This is a genomic window from uncultured Roseobacter sp., from assembly GCF_947499265.1.
Classification (GTDB): Bacteria; Pseudomonadota; Alphaproteobacteria; order Rhodobacterales; family Rhodobacteraceae; genus Roseobacter.
On sequence record NZ_CANMNK010000003.1, the window covers coordinates 508,298 to 533,968 of the forward strand.

At 59.5% G+C, this 25,671-nt stretch carries 25 protein-coding genes; 11 read left to right on the forward strand and 14 right to left on the reverse strand.

Annotation, left to right across the window (positions count from 1 at the left end):
• Positions 1 to 85 precede the first annotated feature (85 nt).
• A complete protein-coding gene (locus tag Q1A63_RS10505; protein ID WP_298970644.1) occupies positions 86 to 1,114 on the forward strand; it encodes an aldo/keto reductase in 1,029 nt (342 codons plus the stop codon).
• Positions 1,111 to 1,953: an amidohydrolase family protein gene (locus Q1A63_RS10510; protein ID WP_299631466.1), complete on the forward strand. Its 843-nt coding sequence runs from the start codon at positions 1,111 to 1,113 to the stop codon at positions 1,951 to 1,953. The genes Q1A63_RS10505 and Q1A63_RS10510 overlap by 4 nt, the downstream gene beginning before the upstream one ends.
• Here Q1A63_RS10510 and Q1A63_RS10515 read toward each other — a convergent pair.
• From Q1A63_RS10515 to Q1A63_RS10525, 3 genes are all read right to left on the reverse strand, one after another.
• Positions 1,938 to 2,777, reverse strand: coding sequence for a PfkB family carbohydrate kinase (locus tag Q1A63_RS10515; protein WP_298970641.1), 840 nt, complete (start codon positions 2,775 to 2,777; stop codon positions 1,938 to 1,940). The genes Q1A63_RS10510 and Q1A63_RS10515 overlap by 16 nt on opposite strands.
• Positions 2,774 to 3,760: a sugar phosphate isomerase/epimerase family protein gene (locus Q1A63_RS10520; protein ID WP_298970639.1), complete on the reverse strand. Its 987-nt coding sequence runs from the start codon at positions 3,758 to 3,760 to the stop codon at positions 2,774 to 2,776. The genes Q1A63_RS10515 and Q1A63_RS10520 overlap by 4 nt, the downstream gene beginning before the upstream one ends.
• A gap of 80 nt (positions 3,761 to 3,840) precedes the next feature.
• Entirely contained in the window at positions 3,841 to 7,293 is a 3,453-nt protein-coding gene (locus Q1A63_RS10525) for an indolepyruvate ferredoxin oxidoreductase family protein (protein ID WP_298970636.1), read from the reverse strand.
• Positions 7,294 to 7,432: 139 nt separating this feature from the next.
• Between Q1A63_RS10525 and Q1A63_RS10530 the strand changes: the two genes are divergently transcribed.
• Positions 7,433 to 7,894 (forward strand): Lrp/AsnC family transcriptional regulator, encoded by a 462-nt coding sequence (locus Q1A63_RS10530; protein ID WP_298970634.1) that lies wholly within the window; start codon positions 7,433 to 7,435, stop codon positions 7,892 to 7,894.
• A 104-nt stretch (positions 7,895 to 7,998) separates the two neighbouring features.
• On the opposite strand, the gene Q1A63_RS10535 is transcribed toward Q1A63_RS10530, so the two are convergent.
• On the reverse strand, positions 7,999 to 9,027 hold the full coding sequence (locus Q1A63_RS10535; protein WP_298970632.1) for an extracellular solute-binding protein: 1,029 nt from the start codon (positions 9,025 to 9,027) through the stop codon (positions 7,999 to 8,001).
• Between the two features lie 82 nt (positions 9,028 to 9,109).
• Between Q1A63_RS10535 and Q1A63_RS10540 the strand changes: the two genes are divergently transcribed.
• Complete coding sequence (locus tag Q1A63_RS10540; protein WP_298970631.1) at positions 9,110 to 9,265, forward strand: hypothetical protein; 156 nt, start codon at positions 9,110 to 9,112, stop codon at positions 9,263 to 9,265.
• Between the two features lie 46 nt (positions 9,266 to 9,311).
• On the opposite strand, the gene Q1A63_RS10545 is transcribed toward Q1A63_RS10540, so the two are convergent.
• Positions 9,312 to 10,091, reverse strand: coding sequence for a peptidoglycan-binding domain-containing protein (locus Q1A63_RS10545; protein ID WP_298970630.1), 780 nt, complete (start codon positions 10,089 to 10,091; stop codon positions 9,312 to 9,314).
• 94 nt (positions 10,092 to 10,185) lie between these two features.
• Here Q1A63_RS10545 and Q1A63_RS10550 point away from each other — a divergent pair, with 94 nt between their 5' ends.
• Positions 10,186 to 10,590 (forward strand): hypothetical protein, encoded by a 405-nt coding sequence (locus tag Q1A63_RS10550; protein WP_298970628.1) that lies wholly within the window; start codon positions 10,186 to 10,188, stop codon positions 10,588 to 10,590.
• 61 nt (positions 10,591 to 10,651) lie between these two features.
• Here the strand turns inward: Q1A63_RS10550 and Q1A63_RS10555 are convergent, their stop codons facing one another.
• From Q1A63_RS10555 to Q1A63_RS10575, 5 genes are all read right to left on the reverse strand, one after another.
• Positions 10,652 to 10,993, reverse strand: a complete 342-nt coding sequence (locus tag Q1A63_RS10555) for a hypothetical protein (RefSeq protein ID WP_298970626.1) — start codon at positions 10,991 to 10,993, stop codon at positions 10,652 to 10,654.
• 2 nt (positions 10,994 to 10,995) lie between these two features.
• Positions 10,996 to 11,310 carry a hypothetical protein gene (locus Q1A63_RS10560; protein ID WP_298970625.1) on the reverse strand — a complete coding sequence of 105 codons (315 nt, stop codon included), beginning with the start codon at positions 11,308 to 11,310 and terminating at the stop codon, positions 10,996 to 10,998.
• A 491-nt stretch (positions 11,311 to 11,801) separates the two neighbouring features.
• Complete coding sequence (locus Q1A63_RS10565; RefSeq protein WP_298970623.1) at positions 11,802 to 12,581, reverse strand: ATP-binding cassette domain-containing protein; 780 nt, start codon at positions 12,579 to 12,581, stop codon at positions 11,802 to 11,804.
• A complete protein-coding gene (locus tag Q1A63_RS10570; protein ID WP_298970620.1) occupies positions 12,581 to 13,693 on the reverse strand; it encodes an ABC transporter permease in 1,113 nt (370 codons plus the stop codon). The genes Q1A63_RS10565 and Q1A63_RS10570 overlap by 1 nt, the downstream gene beginning before the upstream one ends.
• A gap of 77 nt (positions 13,694 to 13,770) precedes the next feature.
• Positions 13,771 to 14,721, reverse strand: coding sequence for a sugar ABC transporter substrate-binding protein (locus Q1A63_RS10575; RefSeq protein ID WP_298970618.1), 951 nt, complete (start codon positions 14,719 to 14,721; stop codon positions 13,771 to 13,773).
• 185 nt (positions 14,722 to 14,906) lie between these two features.
• Between Q1A63_RS10575 and Q1A63_RS10580 the strand changes: the two genes are divergently transcribed.
• Positions 14,907 to 15,905, forward strand: coding sequence for a LacI family DNA-binding transcriptional regulator (locus tag Q1A63_RS10580; protein WP_298970616.1), 999 nt, complete (start codon positions 14,907 to 14,909; stop codon positions 15,903 to 15,905).
• Between the two features lie 6 nt (positions 15,906 to 15,911).
• On the opposite strand, the gene Q1A63_RS10585 is transcribed toward Q1A63_RS10580, so the two are convergent.
• From Q1A63_RS10585 to Q1A63_RS10595, 3 genes are read right to left on the reverse strand one after another with little or no spacing between them, the layout of a single operon-like run.
• A complete protein-coding gene (locus Q1A63_RS10585) occupies positions 15,912 to 17,066 on the reverse strand; it encodes a Gfo/Idh/MocA family oxidoreductase (protein ID WP_298970614.1) in 1,155 nt (384 codons plus the stop codon).
• Positions 17,067 to 17,078: 12 nt separating this feature from the next.
• Positions 17,079 to 17,972, reverse strand: a complete 894-nt coding sequence (locus Q1A63_RS10590) for a TIM barrel protein (RefSeq protein ID WP_298970612.1) — start codon at positions 17,970 to 17,972, stop codon at positions 17,079 to 17,081.
• A 28-nt stretch (positions 17,973 to 18,000) separates the two neighbouring features.
• Entirely contained in the window at positions 18,001 to 19,095 is a 1,095-nt protein-coding gene (locus Q1A63_RS10595) for a Gfo/Idh/MocA family oxidoreductase (protein WP_298970610.1), read from the reverse strand.
• A gap of 124 nt (positions 19,096 to 19,219) precedes the next feature.
• Between Q1A63_RS10595 and iolD the strand changes: the two genes are divergently transcribed.
• The 5 genes from iolD to iolG are packed head-to-tail and all read left to right on the forward strand — an operon-like array spanning position 19,220 to position 24,737.
• Positions 19,220 to 21,088, forward strand: a complete 1,869-nt coding sequence (gene iolD / locus Q1A63_RS10600; protein WP_298970609.1) for a 3D-(3,5/4)-trihydroxycyclohexane-1,2-dione acylhydrolase (decyclizing) — start codon at positions 19,220 to 19,222, stop codon at positions 21,086 to 21,088.
• Positions 21,088 to 22,065, forward strand: a complete 978-nt coding sequence (gene iolC / locus Q1A63_RS10605) for a 5-dehydro-2-deoxygluconokinase (RefSeq protein ID WP_298970607.1) — start codon at positions 21,088 to 21,090, stop codon at positions 22,063 to 22,065. Before iolD ends, iolC begins: the two co-directional genes overlap by 1 nt.
• A gap of 11 nt (positions 22,066 to 22,076) precedes the next feature.
• Complete coding sequence (locus Q1A63_RS10610) at positions 22,077 to 22,919, forward strand: 5-deoxy-glucuronate isomerase (protein ID WP_298970606.1); 843 nt, start codon at positions 22,077 to 22,079, stop codon at positions 22,917 to 22,919.
• Positions 22,916 to 23,746, forward strand: a complete 831-nt coding sequence (locus Q1A63_RS10615) for a class II fructose-bisphosphate aldolase (protein ID WP_298970604.1) — start codon at positions 22,916 to 22,918, stop codon at positions 23,744 to 23,746. The genes Q1A63_RS10610 and Q1A63_RS10615 overlap by 4 nt, the downstream gene beginning before the upstream one ends.
• Position 23,747: 1 nt before the next feature.
• On the forward strand, positions 23,748 to 24,737 hold the full coding sequence (gene iolG / locus Q1A63_RS10620; RefSeq protein WP_298970601.1) for an inositol 2-dehydrogenase: 990 nt from the start codon (positions 23,748 to 23,750) through the stop codon (positions 24,735 to 24,737).
• Here iolG and Q1A63_RS10625 read toward each other — a convergent pair whose 3' ends face one another.
• Positions 24,738 to 25,610, reverse strand: a complete 873-nt coding sequence (locus Q1A63_RS10625) for a LysR substrate-binding domain-containing protein (protein ID WP_298970599.1) — start codon at positions 25,608 to 25,610, stop codon at positions 24,738 to 24,740.
• Between the last annotated feature and the right edge of the window lie 61 nt (positions 25,611 to 25,671).

Here is a 25,671-nt window from a genome sequence, read left to right on the forward strand (position 1 = left end):
TTTTCCTGTTTCAGCTTAGATTTTGTGACCTGTTCACGCAAAGGGAAACTGGGTTAGGGTGGCGCTAACAGAACGGGAGGCCGGCATGGCATTGAAAACGCGACATTGGGACCGGATTGGCAATGGCGGTTTGACATTTACCGAACTGGGCTTTGGCACGGCCCCGCTTGGCAACCTCTACAAGGCCATTTCCGATGAGGATGCACGGGCCACGCTGGATGCGGCCTGGGCGGGCGGTGTGCGCTATTTCGATACGGCACCGCTATACGGCCTGGGGCTGTCGGAGACACGTCTGAACCCGTTTCTGCGGGGCAAACCGCGCGATGAATACGTGCTCTCGACCAAGGTCGGTCGCCTGATCCAGCATTGCGCGCCCGAGCATCGCGCAGGCGTGGGGAAATGGTTCGAGGTGCCGCAGCGGCGCGAACACTATGACTATACCTATGACGGCGTCATGCGCTCGGTGGAGCATTCATTTTCGCGGCTGGGGGTGGACCGGATCGACATTCTTTATGTGCATGATCTATGCATCTTCAGCCACGGCTCGAAAGAAATCTCCGACATGCGGATCGAGGAATTCTTTGGTGGCCGAGGCTATGACGCGATGATCAGCCTGCGCGATCAGGGGATGATTCAGGCCATTGGTGGCGGCATCAATGAATGGGAGGTCTGCCAGACCCTTGCCGAACGCGGGGATTTCGATCTGTTCCTGCTCGCCGGGCGCTATACGCTGCTGGAGCAGGAGGCATTGAACAGTTTCCTGCCGCTCTGCGAAAAACGCGGCATCGGGATTGTCACCGGTGGGCCCTATAACTCCGGCATTCTGGCCACGGGTGCGAAACCGGGCGCCTACTACAACTATGATCCGGCGCCGCAGGCGATCATCGACCGGGTGAATGCCATCGAAGCGGTCTGCACAGATCACGGGGTGCGCATGGTGGATGCAGCCTTCCAGTTTCCGCTGCTGCACCCGGCCCATGTGGCGGTCATCCCCGGCGGTCAGGGGGTGTCGGAGATGCAGGGCAACCTCGCGGCGGCCCAGGCCGACATCCCATCGGCGCTTTGGGAGGACCTGAAAGCCAAAGGTCTGATGCGTGAGGATGCGCCGACGTGAAGATCGACGCGCACCAACACTACTGGCAGCCCGCGCGGGGCGATTACGACTGGATGCCGCAGGACAACGGCACCCTGAACCGGCCCTATTGGCCCGCAGATCTTGCACCCTCACTCGCACGTCATGACATTGACGGCACGGTGCTGGTACAAGCGGCTGCCACGGTGGAGGAGACCGAATACATGCTGGGCCTGGCCGACGCGACCCCGAGTGTCAAAGGCGTCGTTGGCTGGATCGACTTTGATGATACCTATCACCTCGCGTCCCTGAAACGGTTGGCCAGACATCCAAAGTTTCTCGGCGTACGACCGATGATCCAGGACATTCCCGAAGTCGACTGGATGCTGCGTGATGAAATCCAATGGGCCTATCGGACAATCGTCGATCTGGACCTGACCTTCGACGCGTTGGGGTTCCCGCAACATATTGCTAATTTCCAGACGCTTCTGGCGCGCTATCCGTCGATGCGCGTGGTAGTCGATCACGTGATGAAACCGCAGATCCGCGAGGCAATGGCGGGCCGGGAAGCCTTCTCTGACTGGGCTGCGGGAATGACACGGCTCGCCGAAGATACGGATGCGTATTGCAAGCTCTCCGGCATGGTGACCGAAGCGGCAGATGGCTGGACCATCGAGGACCTGCGCCCCTTCGCAGAACATGTTATCGACGCTTTTGGACCGGCACGGGTGATGTGGGGGTCAGACTGGCCGGTCTGCAGGCTACAGGCGGAATATGATGTCTGGCATGACACGGCGCAGGCGCTGACGGCGCATCTCAGCGCGACGGAGCGGGCCGATATATTTGGGGGCAGCGCTGCGCGGTTTTACCGGCTGCGTTGAGCCGCCAGAAAATCTTCGACCTTTCGGGCGGTGATGTCTGCGCGCGCGTGCAAAGGCATGGAAATATGCAGCGCGGCCGCGGCCTGCGCAAAGGAAATCGCCCCGGCGACATCTGCACCCGACACGACGCGGGAGGCCAGGGCACCCACAAACATGTCCCCTGCCCCATGGGTGGATACCACCTCAACCGAATGCCCAGGGTAGAATTGCTGATCATAACGCACGCCATCCGCGCCCAGGGTCTCCAGCAAGGGCATACTCGGCGACGGATATGCTGCGGCCTCAACCCGGTTCACGATGATCAAATCGATCAGGCAGACAAAGGCATCTGGCAAGGCGCGCACAGGCGCTGCGTTCAACCAGACCTGCACGCCGAGCGCCTTGGCTTTTTGCGCAATCGCCGTGTTGACCGCCTGCGGGATTTCATTCTGCAGCACCACAAGCTGCGTGCCTTCCGGCACGACAATGGCATCCGCATCGATGTTCAGATTTGCCGCCGATACGATCACTGCGCCGTACTCGCCCTGATCGTCCACGATGGCCGCACTCATGCCGCTTGGTCCTGCGTCGCTTTGCAACTGGCGGTGATCGAGGCCTGCGTTTTTCAGCTCCGCGCGGATCATATCGCCAAAACTGTCAGCCCCCGCCCGACCGGCAAAACTGACCTCTGCACCCAATCGCGCGGCGGCAACCGCCTGATTGCCTCCCTTGCCACCAAACACATAGTCAACCGACCTGCCGGTTACCGTTTCATCCAGCACTGGCAGATGCGGCGCACGCAGCACGACATCAAGGTGCAATGCCCCGACGACGAAGAGGCTCACGCCAGCATCGCGTTTTGCACAATCCGCATAGCCGCCGGCGCATTCTGACGTGAAATCGCGTCCTGCAATTCTGCGTTTCCGACCAGACCCGCGGCAATGCCCCGCAGCTTCTGCACCACCTCGATATTGGTGCGCGCCTCTTCGACCGGATCAAGGCCGGAATGATCGGGGAAGGTGTCAAAATAGAGCGCGCCATCATAGCCGGACCGCGCAAGCTCCACCAAAAGTTCAATCGTTTGAATGGGATGTACGGCCCCCACCATCAGGCCATTGTCCCATTTGCCGTAGCCATCATTGAGGTGCACGCCCAATATGCGCGCATGCCGTGCCACCAGCGCTGCGGCAAATGCCGGCATTTCATCCGCGTAAAGCACATGGGCAAAATCAAGCGTCACACCGGTGTTGGACCGCCCGATGTCTTTGAGCGAGAGCAAGGTTGTTGCGGCATCCGGCATCAGGGCGAATGCGCGCGGCTCATTGGGTTTGTATTCCAGCGCAATGTCTATGCCGGGATTGTGGTCGGCCACTTCGGCCATCGCGGCCAGCGTATGGTCCCACGCCTGCGCGTAGTGCATCTGGAACGAGTAATCAAAACCGTCCTGCCCCATCCAAAGGGTCATCAGACGGCCCCCCATCTCGGCCAGAACATCAAGGCCGCGTTTGGTCTCATCGATCGCCGCCCGGCGCACCGCCGCATCGGGATGGGTAAACGCCCCCAGCTTGTACCCGGGATCGGTGTAGTAGCGCATGGCCATCCCGTTCAGCACCATACCGTTGTCGTCGAGGGCAATTTTCAGGTCCACCGGTCGGTCATTTACAAAGTGATCGGGATAATTGAGATCGGCCGCGTTCAGGCCAGCCGTGGCCGCCCGCGCCAGCAAGTCCGCCGTTGTGACCGTGTTTTTGCCTGGCCAATAGGCATCTGCACCGATTTTGAAGGCATTCAGGCGGGCGGCGAAACGGGGCGTATCATGTGCAGTCATGCGCCGAGACTACGCACAACACGCAGCGGGTGGCAATTTGCATTTCGCGCGCTGGTCCAGGGTCATAGGGGTGATGCAAATCAAGGCCCTGCGCTGACCTTTCCATATCCCTGCAAGGCGGTGGACAGCGCCGCACGCATCCTGTGCACAGCCTCTTCCTTGACGGGTCCAAAGCCACGCACATCCATGATCAGCCCAGCGATCCGCACCGCGTCTTCGTGGTTTTCGCGCGTCAGCCCGGTTTTCAATTGCGCCAGCACCTCTCGATATTCACCGATCAACGCCCGCTCCATTTTGCGCTCACTCGTCTTGCCAAAGAGATCCCAGCGCGTGCCCCGCAAGCCTTTCATTTTCGCCAATACTCTAAAGCCCCCGTGCACCCAGGGGCCAAAAGACCGTTTGCGCGGACGCCCCCGTGCGTCTTTACCGGCAGGGATCAGCGGGGGGGCCAGATGATGATAGACTTTGAAATCGCCCTCAAACCGTTGGTTTAAAACTTCGATGAAACCCGTTTCGCTGTGCAACCGGGCCACCTCATATTCATCCTTGTACGACATGGTTTTGAAAAGTCCCTTTGCCGCCGCTTGGGTCAACGCTCCCGGCGCGCCCAGCACTCGTGTTTCCGCCTGTTTTATGCCGTCAATCGCATCCAGATACCGTGCCGCCCAATCGTCGTTTTGATAGGCCGTCAAAAAGGCCGCGCGGCGCGCGATCAATTCCTCGATGGTTTCGGCGCTTTTCAAAGGCAGGTCGGCTGCTTTCTCCACTTCATCCGGTGCATGAACAGCGATCCGCCCCCAGATAAAAGCTTGCTTGTTCTGCTCCGGCTTGACCCCGTTCAGATCGAGCGCACGCATCAAAGCCGCCTCGCTCAAGGGTACCAGCCCTGCCTGCCAGGCCGCGCCCAGCATCATGACGTTGGCAAATACGCTGTCCCCCAACAGCGCCTCGGACAACGCATTTGCATCCAGCGCGGCCAGATCCGCATCCAGAACCTGCGCAATCTGCTGCAACCGCGTGGCGGCGTTCAAATCGGCATCGCGGTTCTGCACCAGATCACCGGTCGGCATGAGCGCCGTGTTGACGACCCCGCGCGTCTTACCAGCGCGATAGGTCATTGACGCTTTGGGCGAGGAACTGACCACCAGATCACATCCGATCAATGCATCGGCGGAACCGGGCTCGATCTTTGCCTGATGCACCCCCTCCGGTGTGTTCGACATGCGGATATAGCTGAGAACCGGGCCAAATTTCTGGGCAAACCCCATGAAATCAAGAACGGTTGTGCCCTTCCCTTCCAGATTGGCCGCCATCGCAATCACCTGCCCGACGGTCACCACACCGGTGCCCCCCACTCCGGTCACGAGAATGTCCCAGGGCGTTTGCAGCGTCGGCATCTCTGGCGCCGGAAGATCACGTTTCAGCTGATCAAATGCATCCCCAGCGGAGGCCCTGCCGCGTTTGCGCAGCGTGCCACCTTCGACCGTCACGAAACTGGGGCAGAACCCGTTGAGACAGGTGAAATCCTTATTGCAGGAATTGAGATTGATCTGCCGCTTGCGGCCAAATTCGGTCTCCAATGGCTCGACACTCAGGCAATTGCTTTCGACCGAACAATCACCGCAGCCTTCGCAGACCAGCGGATTGATGACGGCAAACCGTTTTGGGTCCTCCAGTTTTCCACGTTTCCGCAAGCGCCGTTTTTCGGTGGCGCAGGTCTGCTGGTAAATCAGAACGGTCGTGCCCGGTATCTCCCGCAATTCTCGTTGTACACGGTCCAGATCGCGGCGGTGTTCGATCCGCACACCTGCCGGAAAATCCGCGCGTCGGAAGGTTTCGGGGTAATCGGAAACAACCACGACCTTTCGCGCGCCTTCTGCAATCAGACTGGCCGCGATGCCCTGCACCGAAATGGGCCCGTCGACGCCCTGCCCACCGGTCATCGCCACCGCGTCGTTGAACAGGATCTTATAAGTAATATTAGTGCCCGCCGCGATGGCCTGGCGCACCGCGAGTGATCCGGAATGGTAATAGGTTCCCTCACCGAGGTTTTGGAAAATATGCTTGTTTCCGTTGAACTTGGACCGGGCGACCCAATTCACCCCCTCACCCCCCATCTGGATCAGCGACGTGGTTTTGCGGTTCATCCAACTGGCCATGAAATGGCAGCCGATGCCCGCCAATGCCTCGCTGCCTTCTGGCACTTTAGTGGAGGTATTATGCGGACAGCCCGAACAGAAATAAGGCGTGCGCGCGGCACCGGGGATGTCGATCAGCTTTGGCGTCGGGACCGCTTTTGCCGCCAATTGCGACAGTTTCAAACCGGGGGTGTTCTGATCAAGCCGCCTGGCGATGATCTCGGCCAGCATCACGGCACCCAATTCATGCGTCCAGGGCACAAGCCGCTCGCCTTTCTCGTCCCGTTTGCCCACCATGCGTTGCGGTTTCTGGCCCGGAAAGTCGTAAAAGTGCTCCTTGAGCTGACTTTCGATGATCCCGCGCTTTTCCTCGATCACCAGCAATTCCTGCTTGCCTTGTGCGAAGTCCAGCGCCCGTGTCGGTTCCAGCGGCCAGACCATGCCGACCTTGTAGATATCAAGCCCCAGATCTGCCGCCATCTCCTTGTCGATCCCCAACAATCGCAGCGCCTCCAGCACGTCGAGGTGCGATTTCCCGGTGGTCACAATACCAAACCGGGCATGTGCGTGGCCCCATTCGACGCGGTCGATGGGATTGGCGCGGGCAAAGGCCAAGGTTGCCGCTTTCTTGGCCTCCATGCGCTCTTCGATCTGGGGGCCCGGCAGATCGGGCCAGCGGTAATGCAGCCCTGTGTCCGGTATCGCGTGATCCGGCGTCAGGAAATCCCGATCCGCGGGCAATTCAAAGGACATGCCCGACTCGACGGTCTCAGAGATCGCCTTGAACCCGACCCACATGCCGGAATATCGCGACAGGGCATATCCCCATTCGGCGAAGGGCAGGAATTCAGCCACATTCGCCGGATTCACCGTCGGCATGAAGAAGTTCATGAAAGCGACGTCCGACTGATGCGGCATGGACGAGGAAACACAGCCGTGATCGTCGCCAGCCACCACCAGCACACCGCCATGTGGGGACGACCCATAAGCATTGCCATGTTTGAGCGCATCCGATGCCCGATCCACCCCCGGCCCCTTGCCGTACCAGAGCCCGAAGACGCCCAGACAGTCCTTGTCCGGATCGGTTTCCACCTGCTGCGTGCCGATCATCTGGGTCGCGCCAAACTCTTCGTTGATGGCAGGTAGAAAGGTGATCCCGGCCTCTGCAACGACATCCTTGTTGCGCGCAATCTCAAGATCAACACCGCCCACTGGCGACCCGCGGTAGCCCGACACATAGCCGCGGGTGTCCAGACCGCGCGCCCGGTCCCGCCGGGCCTGATCCAGCGCAATCCTGATGATTGCCTGCGTGCCGGTCAGGAAAACCCGGCCTTTGGTGCGTGTGTAGCGCTCCTCCAGCTCGTAATGCTCAAGAATGGTGGTCTGATCGGTCATCCGCAATCCGCTTCCTGTTTCAGGTGGCATTATTGCGCGCAATTCTAACGCGGCATGGTAGAAGCAACCTCTCAAAATTTGTCAAGTTATGCGGAATAGTGATAGTTATATTTCAGATATTAAACATAAAGTGAAACAAATGAAGCTACTGAACGCTCTTGAGACCCGCCTACTCACCCTGCTGCAACGCGACGCCTCCGGCAGCGTGGCAGAGCTTGCAAAAGCAACCAACAGCTCGCCCGCGACCTGTTGGCGGCGGTTGCGCAATCTGGAAGACCGGGGGATCTTAGGAGCAACGGTTCGACTGGTCGACCCAGCGGCTGTGGGCCGCGGTATGGACGTGTTCTGCCAGGTGCGCATGACGTCCCAAAGCACCAAATCCCGCCAGGATTTCCAGCGCGCCATGGCGCTTGAGCCCACAATTGTCGAGGTCTATTCGATCTCCGGCGATTGGGATTATCTGCTGCACCTGCTGGTGCGGGACATGGCGGATTTCGAAACCATCCTGATGAGCCGCGTGTTAGAGCATAAATGCGTCGCCAGCACATCGACGCTCTTCGCGCTGCGCCGGATCAAACACACCACGGAAGTGCCGGTTTAGGTGTCGTCGTCTCCCCAGCGACGGCCGAAACAGGCAGGCTTCAGACACCGAAAAAGGAGCGCACCAATGGCACGCTCCTTTTTATAGATTGTGAAATCGGTGGATTACTTCCAGCCCACTTCATTGAAAATCTTCTGCGCGGCAGGCACGTTTTTCGCGACCTTGGAGAGGTCGACCGCGTCAGGCTTGAACTCACCCAGTTTGGACACGCTTTCACTCAACGCCACGTCCGGCACAGCGGGGAATTCATCGTTACCCGCAGAGAAATACTGCTGCGCCTGATCGGAGGCGAGGTATTCCATGAATTTGATCGCATTTTCCAGGTTCGGTGCATTCGCTGCAACGCCACCCCCCGACAGGTTCATATGCGCGCCTTCCGCGTCCTGAGCCGGGAAAACCCACCCGATCTTGTCGACATCAGCGGTCACGCCAGAGACGTCTTTGCGCAGCGCCCGTGCGAAATAGTAGGTGTTGGAAATCGAGATATCACATTGACCGGAGACCAGACCGCGCAATTGATCGGTATCGCCACCTTCGGGTTCGCGCGCAAAATTATCGACCACACCCTGTGCCCAGGCCTTCGCCGCCTCTTCCCCGTGGTTTTCGATCACGGCGGCCAGCAGGGTCTGGCTGTAGACATTCGACGATGACCGGTGGCAGACCATGCCCTTGTACTTCGGATCCGCGAGCGAGACATAGTCAACCGGTGGCTCGGTCACATCCGCCTTGTCGTAAAAGACGATCCGGGCACGTTGTGAAAAGCCGAACCACTGATTATCGCTGTCCTGCAGATTGGCGGGGATGCGCTCTTCGAGCACGGCGCTCTCAATCGATTGCAAAACACCGGCATCTTTCGCCCGCTCCAGGCGGGAGGTGTCCACCGTCAGCAGCACATCGGCGGGTGAATTCGCGCCCTCAGCCTCCATGCGCGCAATCAGTTCGTCCGCCTTGCCTTCGATGCGGTTGATGGTGATGCCGGTCATTTCGGTGAAATCGGAATAAAGCCGTTCGTCGGTGTCATAATGGCGCGACGAATAGAGGTTCACCTCACCTTCGGCATATGCAACGGAGGCGGCGCCTCCGAGTGCCATTGCAGTAAGCGCGGTGAGTGAGATTGTGGATCTTGCCGACATTGAGAACTCCCATGGGTTAAACCTTATTAATTTACTCAATTACTGATTCCTTGGGGGAAATCAATATTGTTGATAAAAATACTTGGATAAATGGGTGCTTTCTGATTATTTTAATCAGATATTGCAATATCGGCAAAAGCAGCGTTCACAAACGCCAACTTTTGCGATCCGGTCAGGTGGTACCGATCTGGCGTTAAAAAATACACGCGCGCATGCTGCAGCGATGAATGCTACATGATGCGCGCGCGATATGTCCGGTTCTGTTAGATCAGCCAATCGGCGGATCAGAAAACGACAAAGTCCTTCTTGCCATAGCCCCGGCGGCGGGCGCAGACCTCGTAGCCCTCGCGGTCGCCGTCATCGTTGGTATTGCCCTCAAGGGTCTGAAACGAGGAGGCTTCCGCCTTGGTGACCAACCCGACATGTGTCCAATCCGTTGAGGTGCGGCGCACCAGAAAGAGCGAACCCGCTGGCACGGTGCTGGCGGTCGCATCCCGCTCGCGCAAGAACAATCCGGCACTCTTGGCCTGTGCTGCAAGCGAGTCGCAGGAGAAGGAGCCCTTGATCGGCATGGGGAGATTGAGCATTTCACAGGCCTGTTGCATGCAGAATGTCGTGAACCCGGCGCACCATGCCCAGGGCTTGCCCTCGTTCCCTTTCATATACATGCGCACCCAGGGCCCGCGATTGGCCCCGCCAACCTCCAGAGGATGTTCCTTCAAATGCGCCTTGGCGAAGGCGACAACCGTGTCAGAATAACTCATGTTCTTCTTGATCTTGGGGCTGAGCGTGCGGAGCATCGGGGCGACAAATTTGTTGTGGGTCGCTTCATCAACCACCCCGGTGACCGGCAGACGGCTTGCAGATTGGAAATCCTGAACCGCGTCCTTCGTCACGCCGCCGAAATCGGCGTCAATCGATACCTGATGGTTGTGCAGGCAAAGCCATTCCTGAACGCGCCGCGCCGCGGTGCCACGCTTGCCGGATGCAATATTGCCGGGAAAGGCGACTTCTTTCTCGATCCAATTGGCCAGTTGAGAAATGTCGTTGTCAAAAGTATACATCGTTGGACCTCATATTTTTGAATTGAATTGGATTTGGTTCTTGAATAGAGGTCAAAAATTGCGACCTCCTCACTCAACCGAACGTTCTTATGCTATGGCGACATCTCGAAAATTCCTGATTTTGCTCATTGGCGTGGGCGTGCTGGGCGCTGCGGTCTGGTGGATGCGTCCGGACCCTGTCACGGTCGAAGCGCTGATTTCGGAGGCTGCGTCGCGCCAGATTGACCGCCCCGTGGCCGTCAAGATTGAGATGCAGAACCAGTCCGACGATTGGGCTTTTGTCTGCGGCACGGTGACCGAAGCGGATGGGACGGTTTTGGAAATCGGTACCGGCGCTTCAGAGGCAGCGTATGAAAGCGATGCGTTCTGCGCGCTGGCGAAAATCAGTGACATGACTGAACTCTCCGAATTTGACTTTGGCTCGACGGACATGCCCGCGATGGACTGGCTGGAAAAATACAACCTCGACCCCGCAATCCTCTCTTCCGACACCCAATAATTGCGGTGTGATCACCTGGCCGGTCACGTCTGCGCGACCCGGGCACGGATGGGACGGCGCGCTAGAGCCCGACCGCGCCAACGGCTGCGTTGACCACAAGGCTGATCAGCCCGACACGAAACTGTTCGAGCTTCTGTTTCGCAAGGCCTTTTGCTTTCAACGCATTCAATTCAGCCAAGCCCTCGAGGCTTCGGATCAGCAGGTTGAATTCGCTTTTGGTCAGGTGACCCTGCGCCAGCGCCTTTGTCCATTTTGGCAGTTTTTCCCGCGTCATCTCGATAAACTCAGACGCGTCTTCTTTGGCCGGGTCTTTCCATTCCTGAAACAGGTTCTGCGCCAGTTCGCCAGCACCATCCTTTACCGAATTCGAAAAAGTATCCCACACATCGTCAAGATTAGGCATTATCAGCCCTCCACATTACCCGCTGCCTTGCGTCCCGTTTCAAGTTCGATGATCCGATCGAACTGGAGCGCCAGCACGGATGAAAATTCTTCAACAAAAAACTTACTCATCTTGCCACCCGGCGCCTTACGCCACTGATTGACAAAATCCGCCAGCGACCCGCCATCAGGATCCACAATGATGGCCCATTGCTTGGCCGCAGATTGCGCTGCCTCCTTGCCGCGGCCCTTGGCGAATTCATGAGCAGACGCCGCGTCAATTAAAAGCAGGTCAGCGGTCTGTTCGTGTTTTGAATAGCTTTCCGTGCCCTTGGCCACGAGCGCAAGGCTGCGCGCTTTCAGCGAAGTTGCTTGTTTGTAGGCCTCAGCGGAATAGGGATCTGCCAGTCGGTCGCACCCAATCAATAGTGCGAAAACCAGCCCAAACAGTGCAATCAAGCGAATTGGGACTCGCCTCAAATTCATCGCGTAAACCCCCTAAAATGTGTTCCGCCGAAATAAAAAATGGGCGGATATGATAAAAATACTGTCCCAGAAAAAAAGCTTGGGATGCTACCTAAAAGAGAACATGAAGCTGGACCTGTCAAGACTGGCGTTTTTTGTCAGTCACATGGCGTTGCTCTTTTGGCAAAGTCAGAAGGGGCAGGAAATAACCTCAAACATCTGATAAAGAACAATTTTCACAATACACTATCGTTCAAGTCGCGCCGATGCAGCGGGATTGAAATCGCACAGCGAAAAGCATGGGAACTGCAAAAACAAAACACCGCCACGGGGTGCGTGACGGTGTTTTTGTGCAGATCGAAAACTCAGACGGTACCGCCGAGGCTCCCCTCAAGCTCGACCATCTCCTGCCCCCCGGCCATCATGTCCTGCAACTCCTCAGGCGTGATGTCGCCACGCTCTGCCGTGCCCAGTGTTTGCCCACGATTGAGGACGGTGAAACGGTCCCCCACCGCCATCGCGTGGCGGACGTTATGCGTGATGAAGACGACCGCGATGCCCTGTTTGCGCACCTTGTCGATGGTCGCCAACACGTTCGCCGTTTGCCGCACCCCCAGCGCGCTGGTGGGCTCATCCAGGATCAGAACCTTGGCACCGAAATGCACGGCGCGGGCAATGGCCACGGTCTGGCGTTCGCCGCCAGAGAGGGTGCCCACCGCCTGATCCGGCCCGCGCAGGTTGATCCCCATCTTGCGCATCTCTTCCATGGTAACGCGGTTGGCGTAGTCGTGATCGAAAAAGTCGATGGGACCGATTTTCTTTACGGGTTCGTTGCCCATGAAGAAATTCCGGCTGACCGACATCAGCGGGATCATCGATAGGTGCTGGTGTACCGTCGCGATACCCGCTGCCATCGCATCCCGCGGATCGGCGAAATCAAGCGGCTTGCCTTCGAAGATGATCTCCCCGGCCGTGGGCTTATGCACCCCGGACATGGTCTTGATGAAGGTCGATTTGCCCGCGCCATTGTCGCCCAGCAAGCAATGGCATTCACCGGCGAAGACATCGACCGACACGCCCGCCAGGGCAATCACGCTGCCAAAGTGCTTTTCGATGTCCTTCATCTGGATGATTGGATCAGCCATCAGCGTTCTCCCGTTATGATGCGGCGAATGTAGGTGTTCAGGATCACCGCAAAGAGCAGGATGACACCTAGGAACACTCTGAACAGGCTCGACTCAACGCCCGCAAAAAACAGTCCCTGCTGGACGACGCCGAAGATCAGCGCGCCAAGCGCGGCCCCGATCACCGAGCCATAGCCCCCCGTCAGCAGCGCGCCACCGATGACCACGGCAATGATCGCCTCGAACTCCTTCAGCAGGCCACGATCCGCCCCGGCTGAGCCAAATTCCATCACCTGGCATACCGCGAAAACGGTCGCACAGAAGGCGGTGAACATGAACATGAGGACTTTTACCTTGTTGACCGGCACGCCGGAATTTCGGGCCGCTTCGGCGTCCCCCCCGGCAGCGAAAATCCAGTTGCCGAACCGTGTGCGCGTCAACAGAATGTGGCCAAAGATGATCAGAATGATTGCCCAGATAATCAGCATGGGGATGCCATCGACAACCGGCTGGCCGGCCCGGCTACCGCGTTCAAAGACGCCGATGATACCCATATCGCCGAGCCACTGGAAAACCGGTTGGCCAATTTTACCACCGAAGATCGGCGCCAGCCAATCGCCTTCGGCTGCGTCACGAATGCCACCGATGATGGTTTTGCGCTCAATGGTTTGTGGGATGTAGATGGTGAAGCCCCGCAGGATAAACAGGAAGGCCAGCGTCACGATGAAGCTGGGCAGGCCCGTACGCACCACGATCCAGCCGTTGAGCGCCCCAAGCGCACAGCAGATCACGAAAGTGATGATGATCGCGATCCACATCGGCCAGGCCAACACAACGCCGAACACGGCGATCATCATACCGGCGAAACCGATCATCGACCCGACGCTGAGATCGAACTCGCCGGAAATCATCAGCAGGCAGGCGCCGACAGCAATGATCATGAATTGCGCCGAAACAATCGACCAGTTCATCACGCCCTGGCTGTTAAACATCCCGCTGTCGAATGCAAAAAGTGCAAAGAGTGTGAAGACGGCAAAGGTTCCGACAATGCCACCCAGCTCCGGACGGATCAGGGCGCGGCGCAGCGGGGATATCTCCTTGATCCGCTCGTCTGTTTGCGTGGTCTCTGCCATAGCGTGTCCCTCAGCTTGCAGAATTGGAAAAAGGCGGCCCTCCGGACAGGAAGGCCGCCTGTGGTTTTGGGATCAGATCACCGGAATTCGCCGGCAAACTCTTCCACTTTGGCCAATGCGTCCTTGGTGACGAAACCCGGGCCGGAGTTGATGTTATTGCCGGGCAGCACGCCATAGCGATCCCAGTTCGCCAGGATGACAACCGGCATATAGGCCTGCAGGAAAGGCTGTTGGTCGATGCCCCAGTTGATGGTGCCGTCCTTGATGCCTTTGACGATTTCCTCGCCCAGATCGAAGGTGCCGAAATGGATGTCACCGGCCATGCCGTTTTCCTGCAGCGCGGCAATGGTCGGATCCGCAGAGACAGGACCAAGCGTCAGGATGCCGTCCACATCAGGATTTGCCGAGAGATAGGCCAGGACCTTGTTCTTGATCTCGGACGGGTCGGTGCCGCTGTCCATCATCGAACTGCCAAGATCAATGCCCAGGCCATCCGCATAACCCCGGCAGCGTTCGCCCACCGTGGGCTGCTGGATCGCGTGATTCACGCAGAGGAAATTGGTCACCCCCTCATCCTTGGCCCGCTGACCAGCAGCAAAGCCCGCGTCATATTCAGGCTGACCCACATACATCAGCGCACCGATTTCCCGGGCCTGTTCCGGTGTGCCGGTGTTCATGATGATCACGTCGATCCCCTGATCGACAGCGGCCGTGATCGGCCCTTTGAGCACATCGAAATCCGCCAGCGTCGTGATGATCCCATCCGGGCCAGATGCGGTGGCCTGCTCGATGATGCGTGCCATATCGGCAATGTCACCTGTCGGCGGGTTACGGTACTCGACCTCGGCGCCCACTTGCTCACCGGCCAGTGCGATGCCGTTCTTGATCGTGTTCCACCAGGTGTCGCTGTCCGGCGCGTGGCTGACCAGAATGTATTTCTCACCTTCTGCCGCGGCTGTCTGCGCGGTCATGAAGGGGGCCGCAACAATTGCTGTCGCCAACACCAGTTTCTTCATCAATGAAGTCATATTGTCCTCCCAAGGATCACCGTTCTCATGGCAAAAGAGCGACCTGCGCCGCCTCTCCGACTCAAGCTAAGCACACCCTCCGTTTTTTTGCAACCGGTTGCAAAAATACTCTTTGAATTTCATACTACCGCAAGCGTATGGCTGCGCGGCAGACGCAGAACGCCAAAGGGAACGGACAAGAGACGATGGCCATTACATTGAAAGAGGTTGCAGAACGCGCCGGGGTTTCCCGGTCCGCGGTGTCGCGCGCTTTCACCGATGGGGCGTCGGTCTCCGAGAAAATGCGCCGCAAGGTTGAGAAAGCCGCGCGTGAATTGGGGTACAGCCCGAATGCGCTCGCCTCCTCCCTGACCACCGGGCGCACCAAGCTGATCGGGCTTGTATCAAACAACTTTCACAACCCGATTTTCCTGCAGGTTTTCGACCTTTTCACCCGCGGACTGCAGGATCGGGGGTTGCGCCCCCTGCTGGTCAACCTGTCTGACGAGACCGATCCCGAAGCCTCCGTTCGGATGCTGCGGCAGTATTCCGTAGACGGTGCGGTCGTTGCCTCCTCCACCTTGCCGCCCGGCTTTGCGCGCGCCTTTCGGGACGCAGGTGTGCCGGTTGTGCACAGCTTCGGGCGCTCTTCGAGCACACCTCAGGTGCATGTTGTCGGCATCGACAACGTGGAATGCGGGCGCATGGCCGCCCGGACGTTGATTGCGCGGGGGTATCGCAGGCTGGCCTTTCTGGGTGGTCCGCAAAGCGCCACCTCGACCCAGGATCGGTACACCGGGTTTTTCGACGTGCTGAACGCGCACCCCGAGGTCGAAACAAGCCATTCCTTTGCGGATGCCTATTCGTTTGACGCCGGGCGGCGCGAAATGCTGCGCCTGCTGGAAACCACCCCTGCGGAAGCATATTTTTGCGGGGATGATGTGCTGTCGATTGGCGTTCTATCCGCGATTACCGAAAGCGGGCTGAAAGTGCCCGATGATATCGGCATCATCGGGTTGAACGACATGGAAATGGCGCGCTGGCAAAACATCGACCTGACCACGATCCACCAGCCCATAAGGCAAATCGTGACCTCCTCCATTGAACTGATGGTGGCGATGCTGGACGAGCCTGACCGCTACCCGGAGGCGCGCATCTTCCCCTGTTCCGTCATCGAACGAGGGACCCTGCGGCCCCTCCCCTGAACGACTTTACCTGAAAATCGGCGGGCGGGCATCCAGCCAGGCCCCGTCCTGCTTACCCGATGCCGCCACCGCATAAACCGCCGCCATCGACCGCAAACCATCCTCCGCACGTGGATAGAGATTTGCCGCTGGATCCATCGGGCGGCCTTCCTTCTGCGCCCGGATCGCTTCGGCCAGATCGCTGTAGATATTGGCAAAGGCGAGCGGCATGCCCTCGGCGTGCCCGACCGTCACGCGACTGGTGCGATCCGCTTCGGGGGAGAGGTTGCCCTCACCCCTCTCAATCACCTGCAATCGTCCGTTCAGCGGCATATGATACAGCTGGTTCGGATGCTCCTGCGCCCACCGCAAGCCGCCGGTCTCGCCAAACACCTGCAGCGTCAAACCATGCTGACGTCCCAGCGCGATGGACGAGGTCCAGAGCCGCCCCACGGCCCCGCCCTCCATGCGAAAATTGACCATTGCGTCATCTTCGAGCACGCGCACATCGATGCAGGACACCGTATCGGCGCTCAGCCGCGTCACCTCCTGACCACAGACAAACGATGCCATATGCATCGCGTGAATGCCGCAATCGGCAAATTGCGCCGACACACCCGCTTGCGCCGGATCATAGCGCCAGCGCACCCGCGGGTTGTCCGCATCTGCGGCATCCGCGTGATGGCCGTGGGCGAATTCAGCCTTGACCAGACGCACCTTGCCGATGTCGCCCCGCGCCACCATCGCCTTCATGTGACGCACCAGCGAATAGCCCGAATAGCCGTAGTTCACCGCACAGATATTTCCGGTCGCGGCGGCGATCTTCACGATCTCCTCGCCTTCCTCGACGGTCATGGTCATTGGCTTTTCGCAGAGCACATGAAAGCCGCTTTCCAGAAAAGATTTGGTGATCTCGAAATGCGTGGCATTGGGCGTGGCGACCGTCACCAGATCGACCCGATCTTCCCGCGCGCGTTCGCCTTCCAACATGTCCTGCCAGCTGCCATAGGCGCGATCCCCAAGCCCCATGCGACGGCCATAGTCGATGCCCGCGTCGGGCCGGTGATCCAATGCACCCGCAGCAAATTCAAAGGCCCCGTCCAGACCCGCACCCAGACGATGCGCCGGCCCGATCTGGCTGCCTTCACCGCCGCCGATCATACCCCATTTCAACTTTGCCATGGTTCGATTTCCTTATTTAAAACCAATGGTTTCAAGATATTCACGATTTGCGCGGGCATCCCCGATGGGATCGGGATCCAATGTCGGATCACAGTCCTGTTCCACCGTGCACCACCCTTCAAACCCGGCTTCCACCAGCACCTGCCGGACAGCGGGAAAATCAACATCGCCCTGCCCCAGATTGCAGAAGATGCCCTGCCCGCAGGCGTCATAGAACCCGGTGCGTTTGCGGATCACATCGGCTTTGACCGCTGGATCGATATCCTTGAAATGCATATAGGAAATACGGTCGATATGCCGCTTCATGAAGGCCACCGGATCGAAGCCAGCATAGGAATGATGACCGGTGTCAAAGCAGATCTTGAGGATGGTCTCGTCCACTTCCTCCAGCAACCGCTCCAGCTCCGGCTCGAAGTCCATAAAGCCCGCGGCGTGGGCATGGATGCCCACTATCAACCCGTAGTCTTCGGCCCCCATGCGCGCAATGGTTGCGATGCGGTCGCGGTAGGCCGACCACTCGGTCGCGTCCATTTGCTCCGCCTCCGCCACACGCCCGGCGGTGGGCGCGCGCCGGGGCGAAATGGAATCGATCAGGACCAGATGTTCAGCGCCATGGGCGGTCAATGCCTTGCAGGTCCGCACAGCACCATCGAGCACATCATCCCAAGCAGCCGGATCGTGGAACGGGCGGAAAACAACGCCGCCGATCAACTCAAGATCATGTTCGGACAGAGCGTCCGCCAGGACCGCCGGGTCCTCGGGCATGAACCCGACAGGCCCCAATTCAATGCCTTTGTAGCCTGCTGCCGCGCAGTCCTTAAGCACCGATTGCCACGTCGGATTGCGCGCATCATCCGCAAACTCAACCCCCCAGGAACAGGGCGCATTGCCAATTCTGATGTTCATGTACAAGCCTCTCCCATGCTCAGGTTGTTCACACGTCTTGCCATTTTTCAGACCGTGCCGAGCGCAATGCCGCGTCGATCACGACATTCACGTCATGACCATCCGCGAAACTCGGCCAGACGTTTTCACCGGTCTCGATCGCGTGCAGAAAATCGCGCGCCTCGATGATGATCTGGTCCTGATACCCCGTGCCATGTCCCGGTCCCTGGCAAAACGGCAGGTAGTCCGGATGCACGGGACCGGTCAGGATCTTGGTGAAACCGCGCTCCGCTTCCGGGCCCTCCATCCGGTAGAGCCAGATCGCGTTCTGGTCTTCCTGATCAAAGCGAATGGCACCCTTTGTACCTGATATTTCATAGGCATAGCCCATCTTGCGACCCGTCGCGATGCGGCTGAAATACATCTGCCCCATCGCGCCATTGGCAAAGCGGCACATCATTTGCGCATGATCATCGTTGGTGACCGTGCCGCCCGGGCGCGTGACATGCACGGTCTCGACCTCGGCCATCACCCGCGTGATCGGTCCCATCAGGGCCAGCGCCGCATTCACCATGTGCGGGGCCAGATCCCCCATCGTGCCGTTGGCTTGCCCGGTCGTGCGCCAGGTCGCGGGCGCGTGCGGATCCGCGTAAAAATCTTCTGTGTGCTCGCCCCGAAACCAGGTGATCTCGCCGATCTCACCCGCGGCAATCAACTGGCGGGCAAACTGGCTGGCGGGCGTGCGGATATAGTTGAACCCCACCATATTTGGCACACCCGCAGCCTGCGCCGCGGCGACCATCGCATGGCTATCTTCCAGCGATGCGCCAAGGGGTTTTTCACAGAACACCGGCTTGCCAAGCGCAAAAGCCGCCTCGGCAACCGCGCGGTGCGTTTCTTGGGGAGAGGCGATGACGATGGCCTCCACTTTCGGGTCATTGACCAGAATGCGCCACTCATCGGTTGCGCGTTCGAACCCGTAAGCGACCCGGTATTTCTCGGCGCTCTCACCGCTTGAGGCGCAGACCATTTCCAGCTTTGGCCGCAGGGTGGTGTTGAAAACCGCGCCAACCGCCGACATGGCGACCGCATGCGCCTTGCCCATGTAGCCACCGCCAAGGATACCAATTCCGATCTGTGGCATCGCAGGGTTCTCCCAATTTCGAAATTCAATTTGCAACCGGTTGCAAAATCAGTATCGTGGGAATCGACATCCCGCAAGTCGCATTCGGCAACGCACTGAATTTTCCTGAAGGGTTCATGGGACCATGACAGCCATATCCGACACCATCCGGCTCACCACGGCGCAGGCTATTATTCGCTGGCTTTCCAATCAGTTCATCGAGATTGACGGCACTGAAATGCGCGCCTGTGGCGGCGGTTTCGGCATTTTTGGCCATGGCAATGTCACCTGCCTTGGCGAAGCGCTGTACGGGGTGCAGGACGCCCTGCCGCTCTACCGGGGACAGAATGAACAGAGCATGGGATTTGCCGCTGCCGGCTATACCAAGCAATGGCTGCGTCAGCGTTTCATGTTCTGCACGGCGAGCGCCGGACCCGGGACATCAAACCTGCTGACAGCGGCGGCTCTGGCCCATGCCAACCGGCTGCCGATGCTGATGCTTTGCGGCGACACGTTTCTGACCCGCCTGCCCGATCCGGTGTTGCAGCAGATGGAAAACTTCGACGATCCGACGTTCGGTGTGAACGATGCATTCAAACCCGTGTCGCGCTATTGGGATCGGATCACCCATCCGGCGCAGGTGATCCAGTCGCTGCCCGCCGCACTGGCCACCCTGCTGGACCCTGGCGATTGCGGGCCCGCGTTTCTGGGTCTGCCGCAGGATGTACAAGGGTGGACCTATGACTATCCAACGGTGTTTTTCGAGAAGAAAATTCACCGCATTCGGCGCATTTCGCCGGATGCCGCTGAAGTTGCCGATGCGATTGCACTGCTAAGGGCTGCTGAGCGCCCAATGATCATCGCGGGCGGCGGTGTCCAATATGCCCGCGCAACCACGGAGCTCACCGGTTTTGCGGAGGCGCATCAGATCCCCGTTGTCGAAACCATTGCCGGACGGGCAAACCTGCTGAACGATCACCCCCTGAACATCGGCCCCATCGGTGTGACCGGCTCCGACAGCGCCAATGCCATTGCCGAGGCCGCAGATGTGATCCTGGCGGTGGGCACGCGGTTGCAGGATTTCACCACCGGCTCCTGGACCGCCTTTGCCAAGGACGCACGGATCATTTCCGTCAACGCCGCGCGCCACGACGCGGGCAAACACCGCTCCCTGCCGGTTGTGGGTGACGCCAAGATGGCGCTCACCGCGCTGGCGGGCGCGCTCGACTACCAAACCCCTGCGACATGGGTGGATTTCGCGCAGTCCGAGCGCAGCAAGTGGAACGCCTATGTCGCGGAGAACGTGGCTTACGGAAACCGCCCCAATTCTTACGCGCAGGCGATTGGGGTGGTGAATGCGCTTTGTGATCCGCGCGACCGGGTGGTCGCCGCCGCCGGGGGCCTGCCTGCGGAAGTCACCGCCAATTGGCGCACACTGAGGCTGGGCACGGTCGACGTAGAATTCGGATTTTCCTGCATGGGGTACGAGATCTCAGGCGCCTGGGGCGCGCGGATCGCGCAGGTCGAGCGGGAAGCAGACAAGGACACCATCGTCTTTATCGGCGATGGCTCCTACATGATGTTGAATTCCGATATCTATTCCTCGGTGCTGAGCCAGAAAAAGCTGATCATCCTAGTACTCGACAATGGCGGCTTTGCGGTGATCAACAAGCTGCAAAACAACACCGGGAACGAAAGCTTCAACAACCTGATCGCCGATTGTCCGACCATCCCCGAACCCTTTGGCGTTGATTTCGAAGCCCATGCCGCAGCACAGGGCGCGATCTCGGAGACGGTTTCAAACCCTGCTGAACTGGGCGAGGCGTTCATGCGCGCCAAAGCCAGCGACCGCACCCATGTGATCGTGATGAAGGTGGATGCCTATGAGGGCTGGACGACGGAAGGTCACACCTGGTGGGAAGTCGGCACGCCACATGTGAGCGCCAGCGCCAAGGTCACGGCGGCGCATGAAGACTGGGAAGCCAGCCGAGCCAAGCAGCGGAAGGGCGTCTGATGGCGCTGGAAGGCATCGCAGAGCGCAATTTTCTGGTGGTCGGGCGGGTCGGTATGGATCTGTGTCCCGATCCACCCGGCACATCAACGCCGGATGCAACGACAATGGTCGTCGGCATGGGCGGCAGCAGCGCCAATATCGCCGCGGGGCTGGTGAAGCTGGGGTGCAAGGCGGCATTGGTGACCTCAGTCTCCGATGATGCGGTGGGGTGGTATTGCGAGGGTCAGTTGGACCGCTACGGCGTCGAACGCACCTATGTGTCACGTATTCGCGGCGAGGAACGCACCTCGCTCGCGGTCTATGAAACGCGTGTCGAAGACCATCAAAGCGTCATCTACCGCAACAACGCCGCCGACTTTCAGATGACCGTCGCGGATGTCGAAGCCGTCGACTACAGCCAGTTCGGCGCGCTGATTACCGCAGGCACCGTCTTTGCTGCCGAGCCCTCGCGCAGTGCGGCCTTTCGCGCTTTCGACCTGGCGCGTGCCGCCGGCTTGCCGATCATCTTTGACGTGGATTACCGCCCCTATAGCTGGCCCTCGCCGGAGGTTGCCGAAGACGTTTTGTCCCGCGCAGGCGCGCTCTCGGATGTGATTGTCGGCAATGACGAGGAGTTCGGTTTCATGGCGGGTGATATCGGCAAGGGTCTCGCCAAGGCACGTGATCTCGCTCAAGGCGCGGCCTCGATTGTCGTCTATAAGATGGGTCATGAGGGCGCGATCACCTTTGCCGACGGCGCGGAATTCCGAACCGGGATTTACCCGGTAGAGGCCGTCAAACCCACCGGGGCCGGAGACAGTTTCATGGCCGGGTTCCTGGCCGGTCTGTCTGAAGGCCGCCCGATGAAAGAGGCGGTCCTGCGCGGCTCTGCCTGCGCCTCCATCGTCGTTGCCCGACCGGGCTGCGCCCCCGCGATGCCCGACACAAACGGGCTCGAGGATTTTCTGGCCGCGCATCCCGGCCCCACAGAGTGCTGAAAGGAAACGCCATGCATATTGCGCCCTATGACAACCAGAACAAACCGATTGTGGACACGGATCACGATCTGGTGCCGCTGAACTACTTCAACATCGTCAAGCTGAAGCAGGGCGAGGTCTTTGAATATGCCGTACCGGGGTATGAGACCTGCATTGTCCCGGCCACCGGCACCGTGGATGTGGATGTCGAGGGGGCGGCGTTTGCAAAACTGGGCAACCGCACGGTGGATGTCTGGGACGGCGAACCTGAAGGGGTCTATGTGCCGGTGGGCGCCAAAGTGCGCATCACCTGCCTGACGGAGGCGACCGAAACATTCATTGCGGGTGCGAAATACGACAAGGTGCTGGAGCCGTTCGACGTGCGCGCAGACGGGCTGGACAAGGTGCAATACGGCTCCGATGACACCAAGACCCACCGCAAGATCAAACATATCCTCGGCGCCAGCCACCATGACAAGGTGGGCCGCCTGTTGGTCAGCGAGCTTTACACCGTGGGGCAAGGCGGCTGGTCGGGCTTCCCGTCGCACAAACATGATACCGACCGCCTACCGGAAGAGACCCGCCACGACGAGACCTATAATTTCCGTTTCAAGCCCAATTACGGCTCCGGCGTGCAGATGCTGCAACGTGAAGAGAACAAGGCGGGTGATGCCTATCACATTGTCGATGGCTCCACGATCATGATCGACAAGGGCTATCACCCCTGCGCGGTCCTGCCGGGGTATGAGATGTATTACTTCACCATTCTGGGCGGTCTCTCGCAGCGCAGTCTGAAGCAGTATTTCCAACCCACCCATGCGGAACAGCTGCACACCATCCCCGGCATCATGGATATGGTGGCGAAGTTCAAATGACGCTGGCGACCCTGTCAGAGGTGCTGCAACCGGCCTTGAAAGAGGGCCATGCCGTTGCGGGGCTGGTCACGCTCGGCTGGGAGGACATGCGCGCCTATGTGGCCGCAGCCGAGGCCGAAGATGTGCCCGTGATCCTGCAGGCGGGGCCGTCGTGTCGCGAACACACGCCGCTGCCGGTCCTGGGCAAGATGTTCCGGCATCTGGCGGAAGCGGCACATGTGCCGGTCGTAGCACACCTCGATCACGGGTATACCGCTGAGGAGTGCAGGATCGCCATCGACAGCGGATTTACCTCTGTCATGTACGACGGATCGCGCGGTCCGTTGGCAAAAAACATTGCCGACACGGCAGCCATTGCCGATATGGCGCATGCCGCGGGTTTGTCCTGCGAGGGAGAGATCGGGTTTGTCGGCTATGCGGGCGGCGAGAACTCCGCAGGCACCGACCCCGATGAAGCCGCGCAGTTTGCACGTGAAACGGGCGTCGATGCCATGGCCATTTCTGTGGGCAATGTGCATCTGCAGCAAGACAAGTCAGGCGGCCTTGATCTGGCACGCATTCGGGCAATTGAGGCGGTCACCAACATCCCGCTGGTCATCCATGGCGGCTCCGGTGTGCCGATGGATCAGCGGCGCAGCCTCTCTCGCGGCTCGGCTGTCTGTAAATTCAACATCGGGACAGAATTGCGCATGGCCTTCGGGGCGGCCCTGCGCGCAGCCGTAGACAGTGACCCGGACCGGTTTGATCGCGTGAGCATCCTCAGGGATACGCATGATCCCATCGTCGCCGCCACCCGCAGCGTGCTGAAGGGGTTCAAGGGGGCATGACATGCTGAAAATTGGATTGTTGGGCTGTGGTCGGATCGGACAGGTGCACGCACGATCAATCAGCCGGATTGATGGCGCGGTGGTGACGGCGGTGGCGGACGCCTTTGCCGAGCCTGCACAGGCGCTGGCCAGCCGCACCGGGGCGCAGGTGCTGGCCCCCGATGCGCTGATTGACAGCGCGGATGTCGACGCGGTTGTCATCGGCACGCCGACCGATACGCATTTCGATCTGATCCATGCCGCAGCCCGCGCGGGCAAAGCCATCTTCTGCGAAAAGCCGGTGGACATGTCCGCAGATCGCATCCGCACCTGCCAGTCGGCGGTGGAAAGCGCGGGCGTGCCCTTCATGACCGCGTTCAACCGGCGGTTCGACCCGAGTTTTGCGAACCTTCAGGCGCGGATTGCCCAGGGCGAGATTGGCGCGGTCGAGATTGTGACGATCCTGTCCCGCGACCCCTCCCCGCCGCCAGTGAGCTACATCCAAAGCTCTGGCGGGATTTTCCGCGATATGATGATCCATGATCTGGACATGGCGCGCTTTCTTCTGGGCGAGGAGCCGGTCACCGTCTACGCGGTGGGCGCGGCGCTGGTGGATCCCGAAATCGGGGCAGCCGGAGATGTGGATACGGCGGCGGTCACCCTGACCACCGCGTCGGGCAAAATCTGCCAGATCTCCAATTCGCGCCGCGCAGCCTATGGCTATGACCAACGGATCGAAGTGCATGGTGCAAAGGGGATGTTGCGCGCCGAAAACATGCTGGAAACCTCGGTCGAAGTCGCCACCGAAACCGGATTTCGCAGAGCGCCCGCGCAGCATTTCTTTCTGGAGCGCTACGAGGCGGCCTATCACGCGGAGATGGCGCATTTCGTACAGAACGCGGGCTCAGGTGATGCCATGACCCCTGGCATCGTGGATGGTCTGCGCGCCCAGATGCTTGCAGATGCCGCCGCCCGGTCCCATGCGGAGAAGACCCCTGTCATCCTCGCGTGATCACGCAGCTGCTTGCGCGAAAATCCAACTGGCGAGGCTGTCTTGCAGCTTCGGATGCTGGCTGGGGTTTCGGGCAAGGTAATACCCTTCCCGCGCGGGAATGTGGGGCAGCGGCACTTCGATCAACCGGCCGTCTGCGAGGGCCTCCCGGGTCACCAGCGCATGAGTCAGCGCGACCCCTGCCCCGCTCAGCGCCATGTCGACCGCCAGCCCATGCGTGTCGACGTAGAAATGCGCCTCTAGCGGGACCAGCGTGGCACCGATCGCTGACCAGGTCGCGGAAATCCCGACCGGCTGGATCAGCGGCAGATGGGCCAGATGCTCCCAGATTGTGGCCGTGGTCAGATCTCGTGCCAACTGCGGTGCCGCAACAGCATGCAGATAGGTCGGCCCCAACAGGTCAGCGTTTTGCCCAACAACCTCCTGCGCACCGAACCGGATTTCGATATCGGAGTTCACGGCTGTAAAATCATCAGGCCAGACCGTCGTGACAATCTGCAATGCGATGTCCGGGTGCAGCTGGGCGAACGCCGACAGTTTCGGAGCCAAGAGGTATTGCGCGATGCTGGTGCTGGTCGCAATTGTCAGTTTCGGTTTGGAGACGACGGGCAAAAACCGCTCCGTTGCCTGGCCCAGCCGCGCCATGGCGGCAGCCACATCCGGCACCAGCAACCGCCCGGCATCGGTAAGTTGCAGCGCCCGATGCCGACGGACGAACAAGGGGCTGCCCAACCGTTCTTCCAAAGCGCGCACATGTTGGCTGATGGCGGATTGGGTGAAGCCCAATTCATCAGCCGCAAGGGTAAAGCTCAGATGGCGCGCGGCGGCTTCAAAGGCCCGAAACCACGTCAACGGGGGAAGGGATTTGGCCATAAGGGCTCCATCGAATTAGTAAATCTAATGTATTCATATCATTTTCTATCGTTTGTCACAG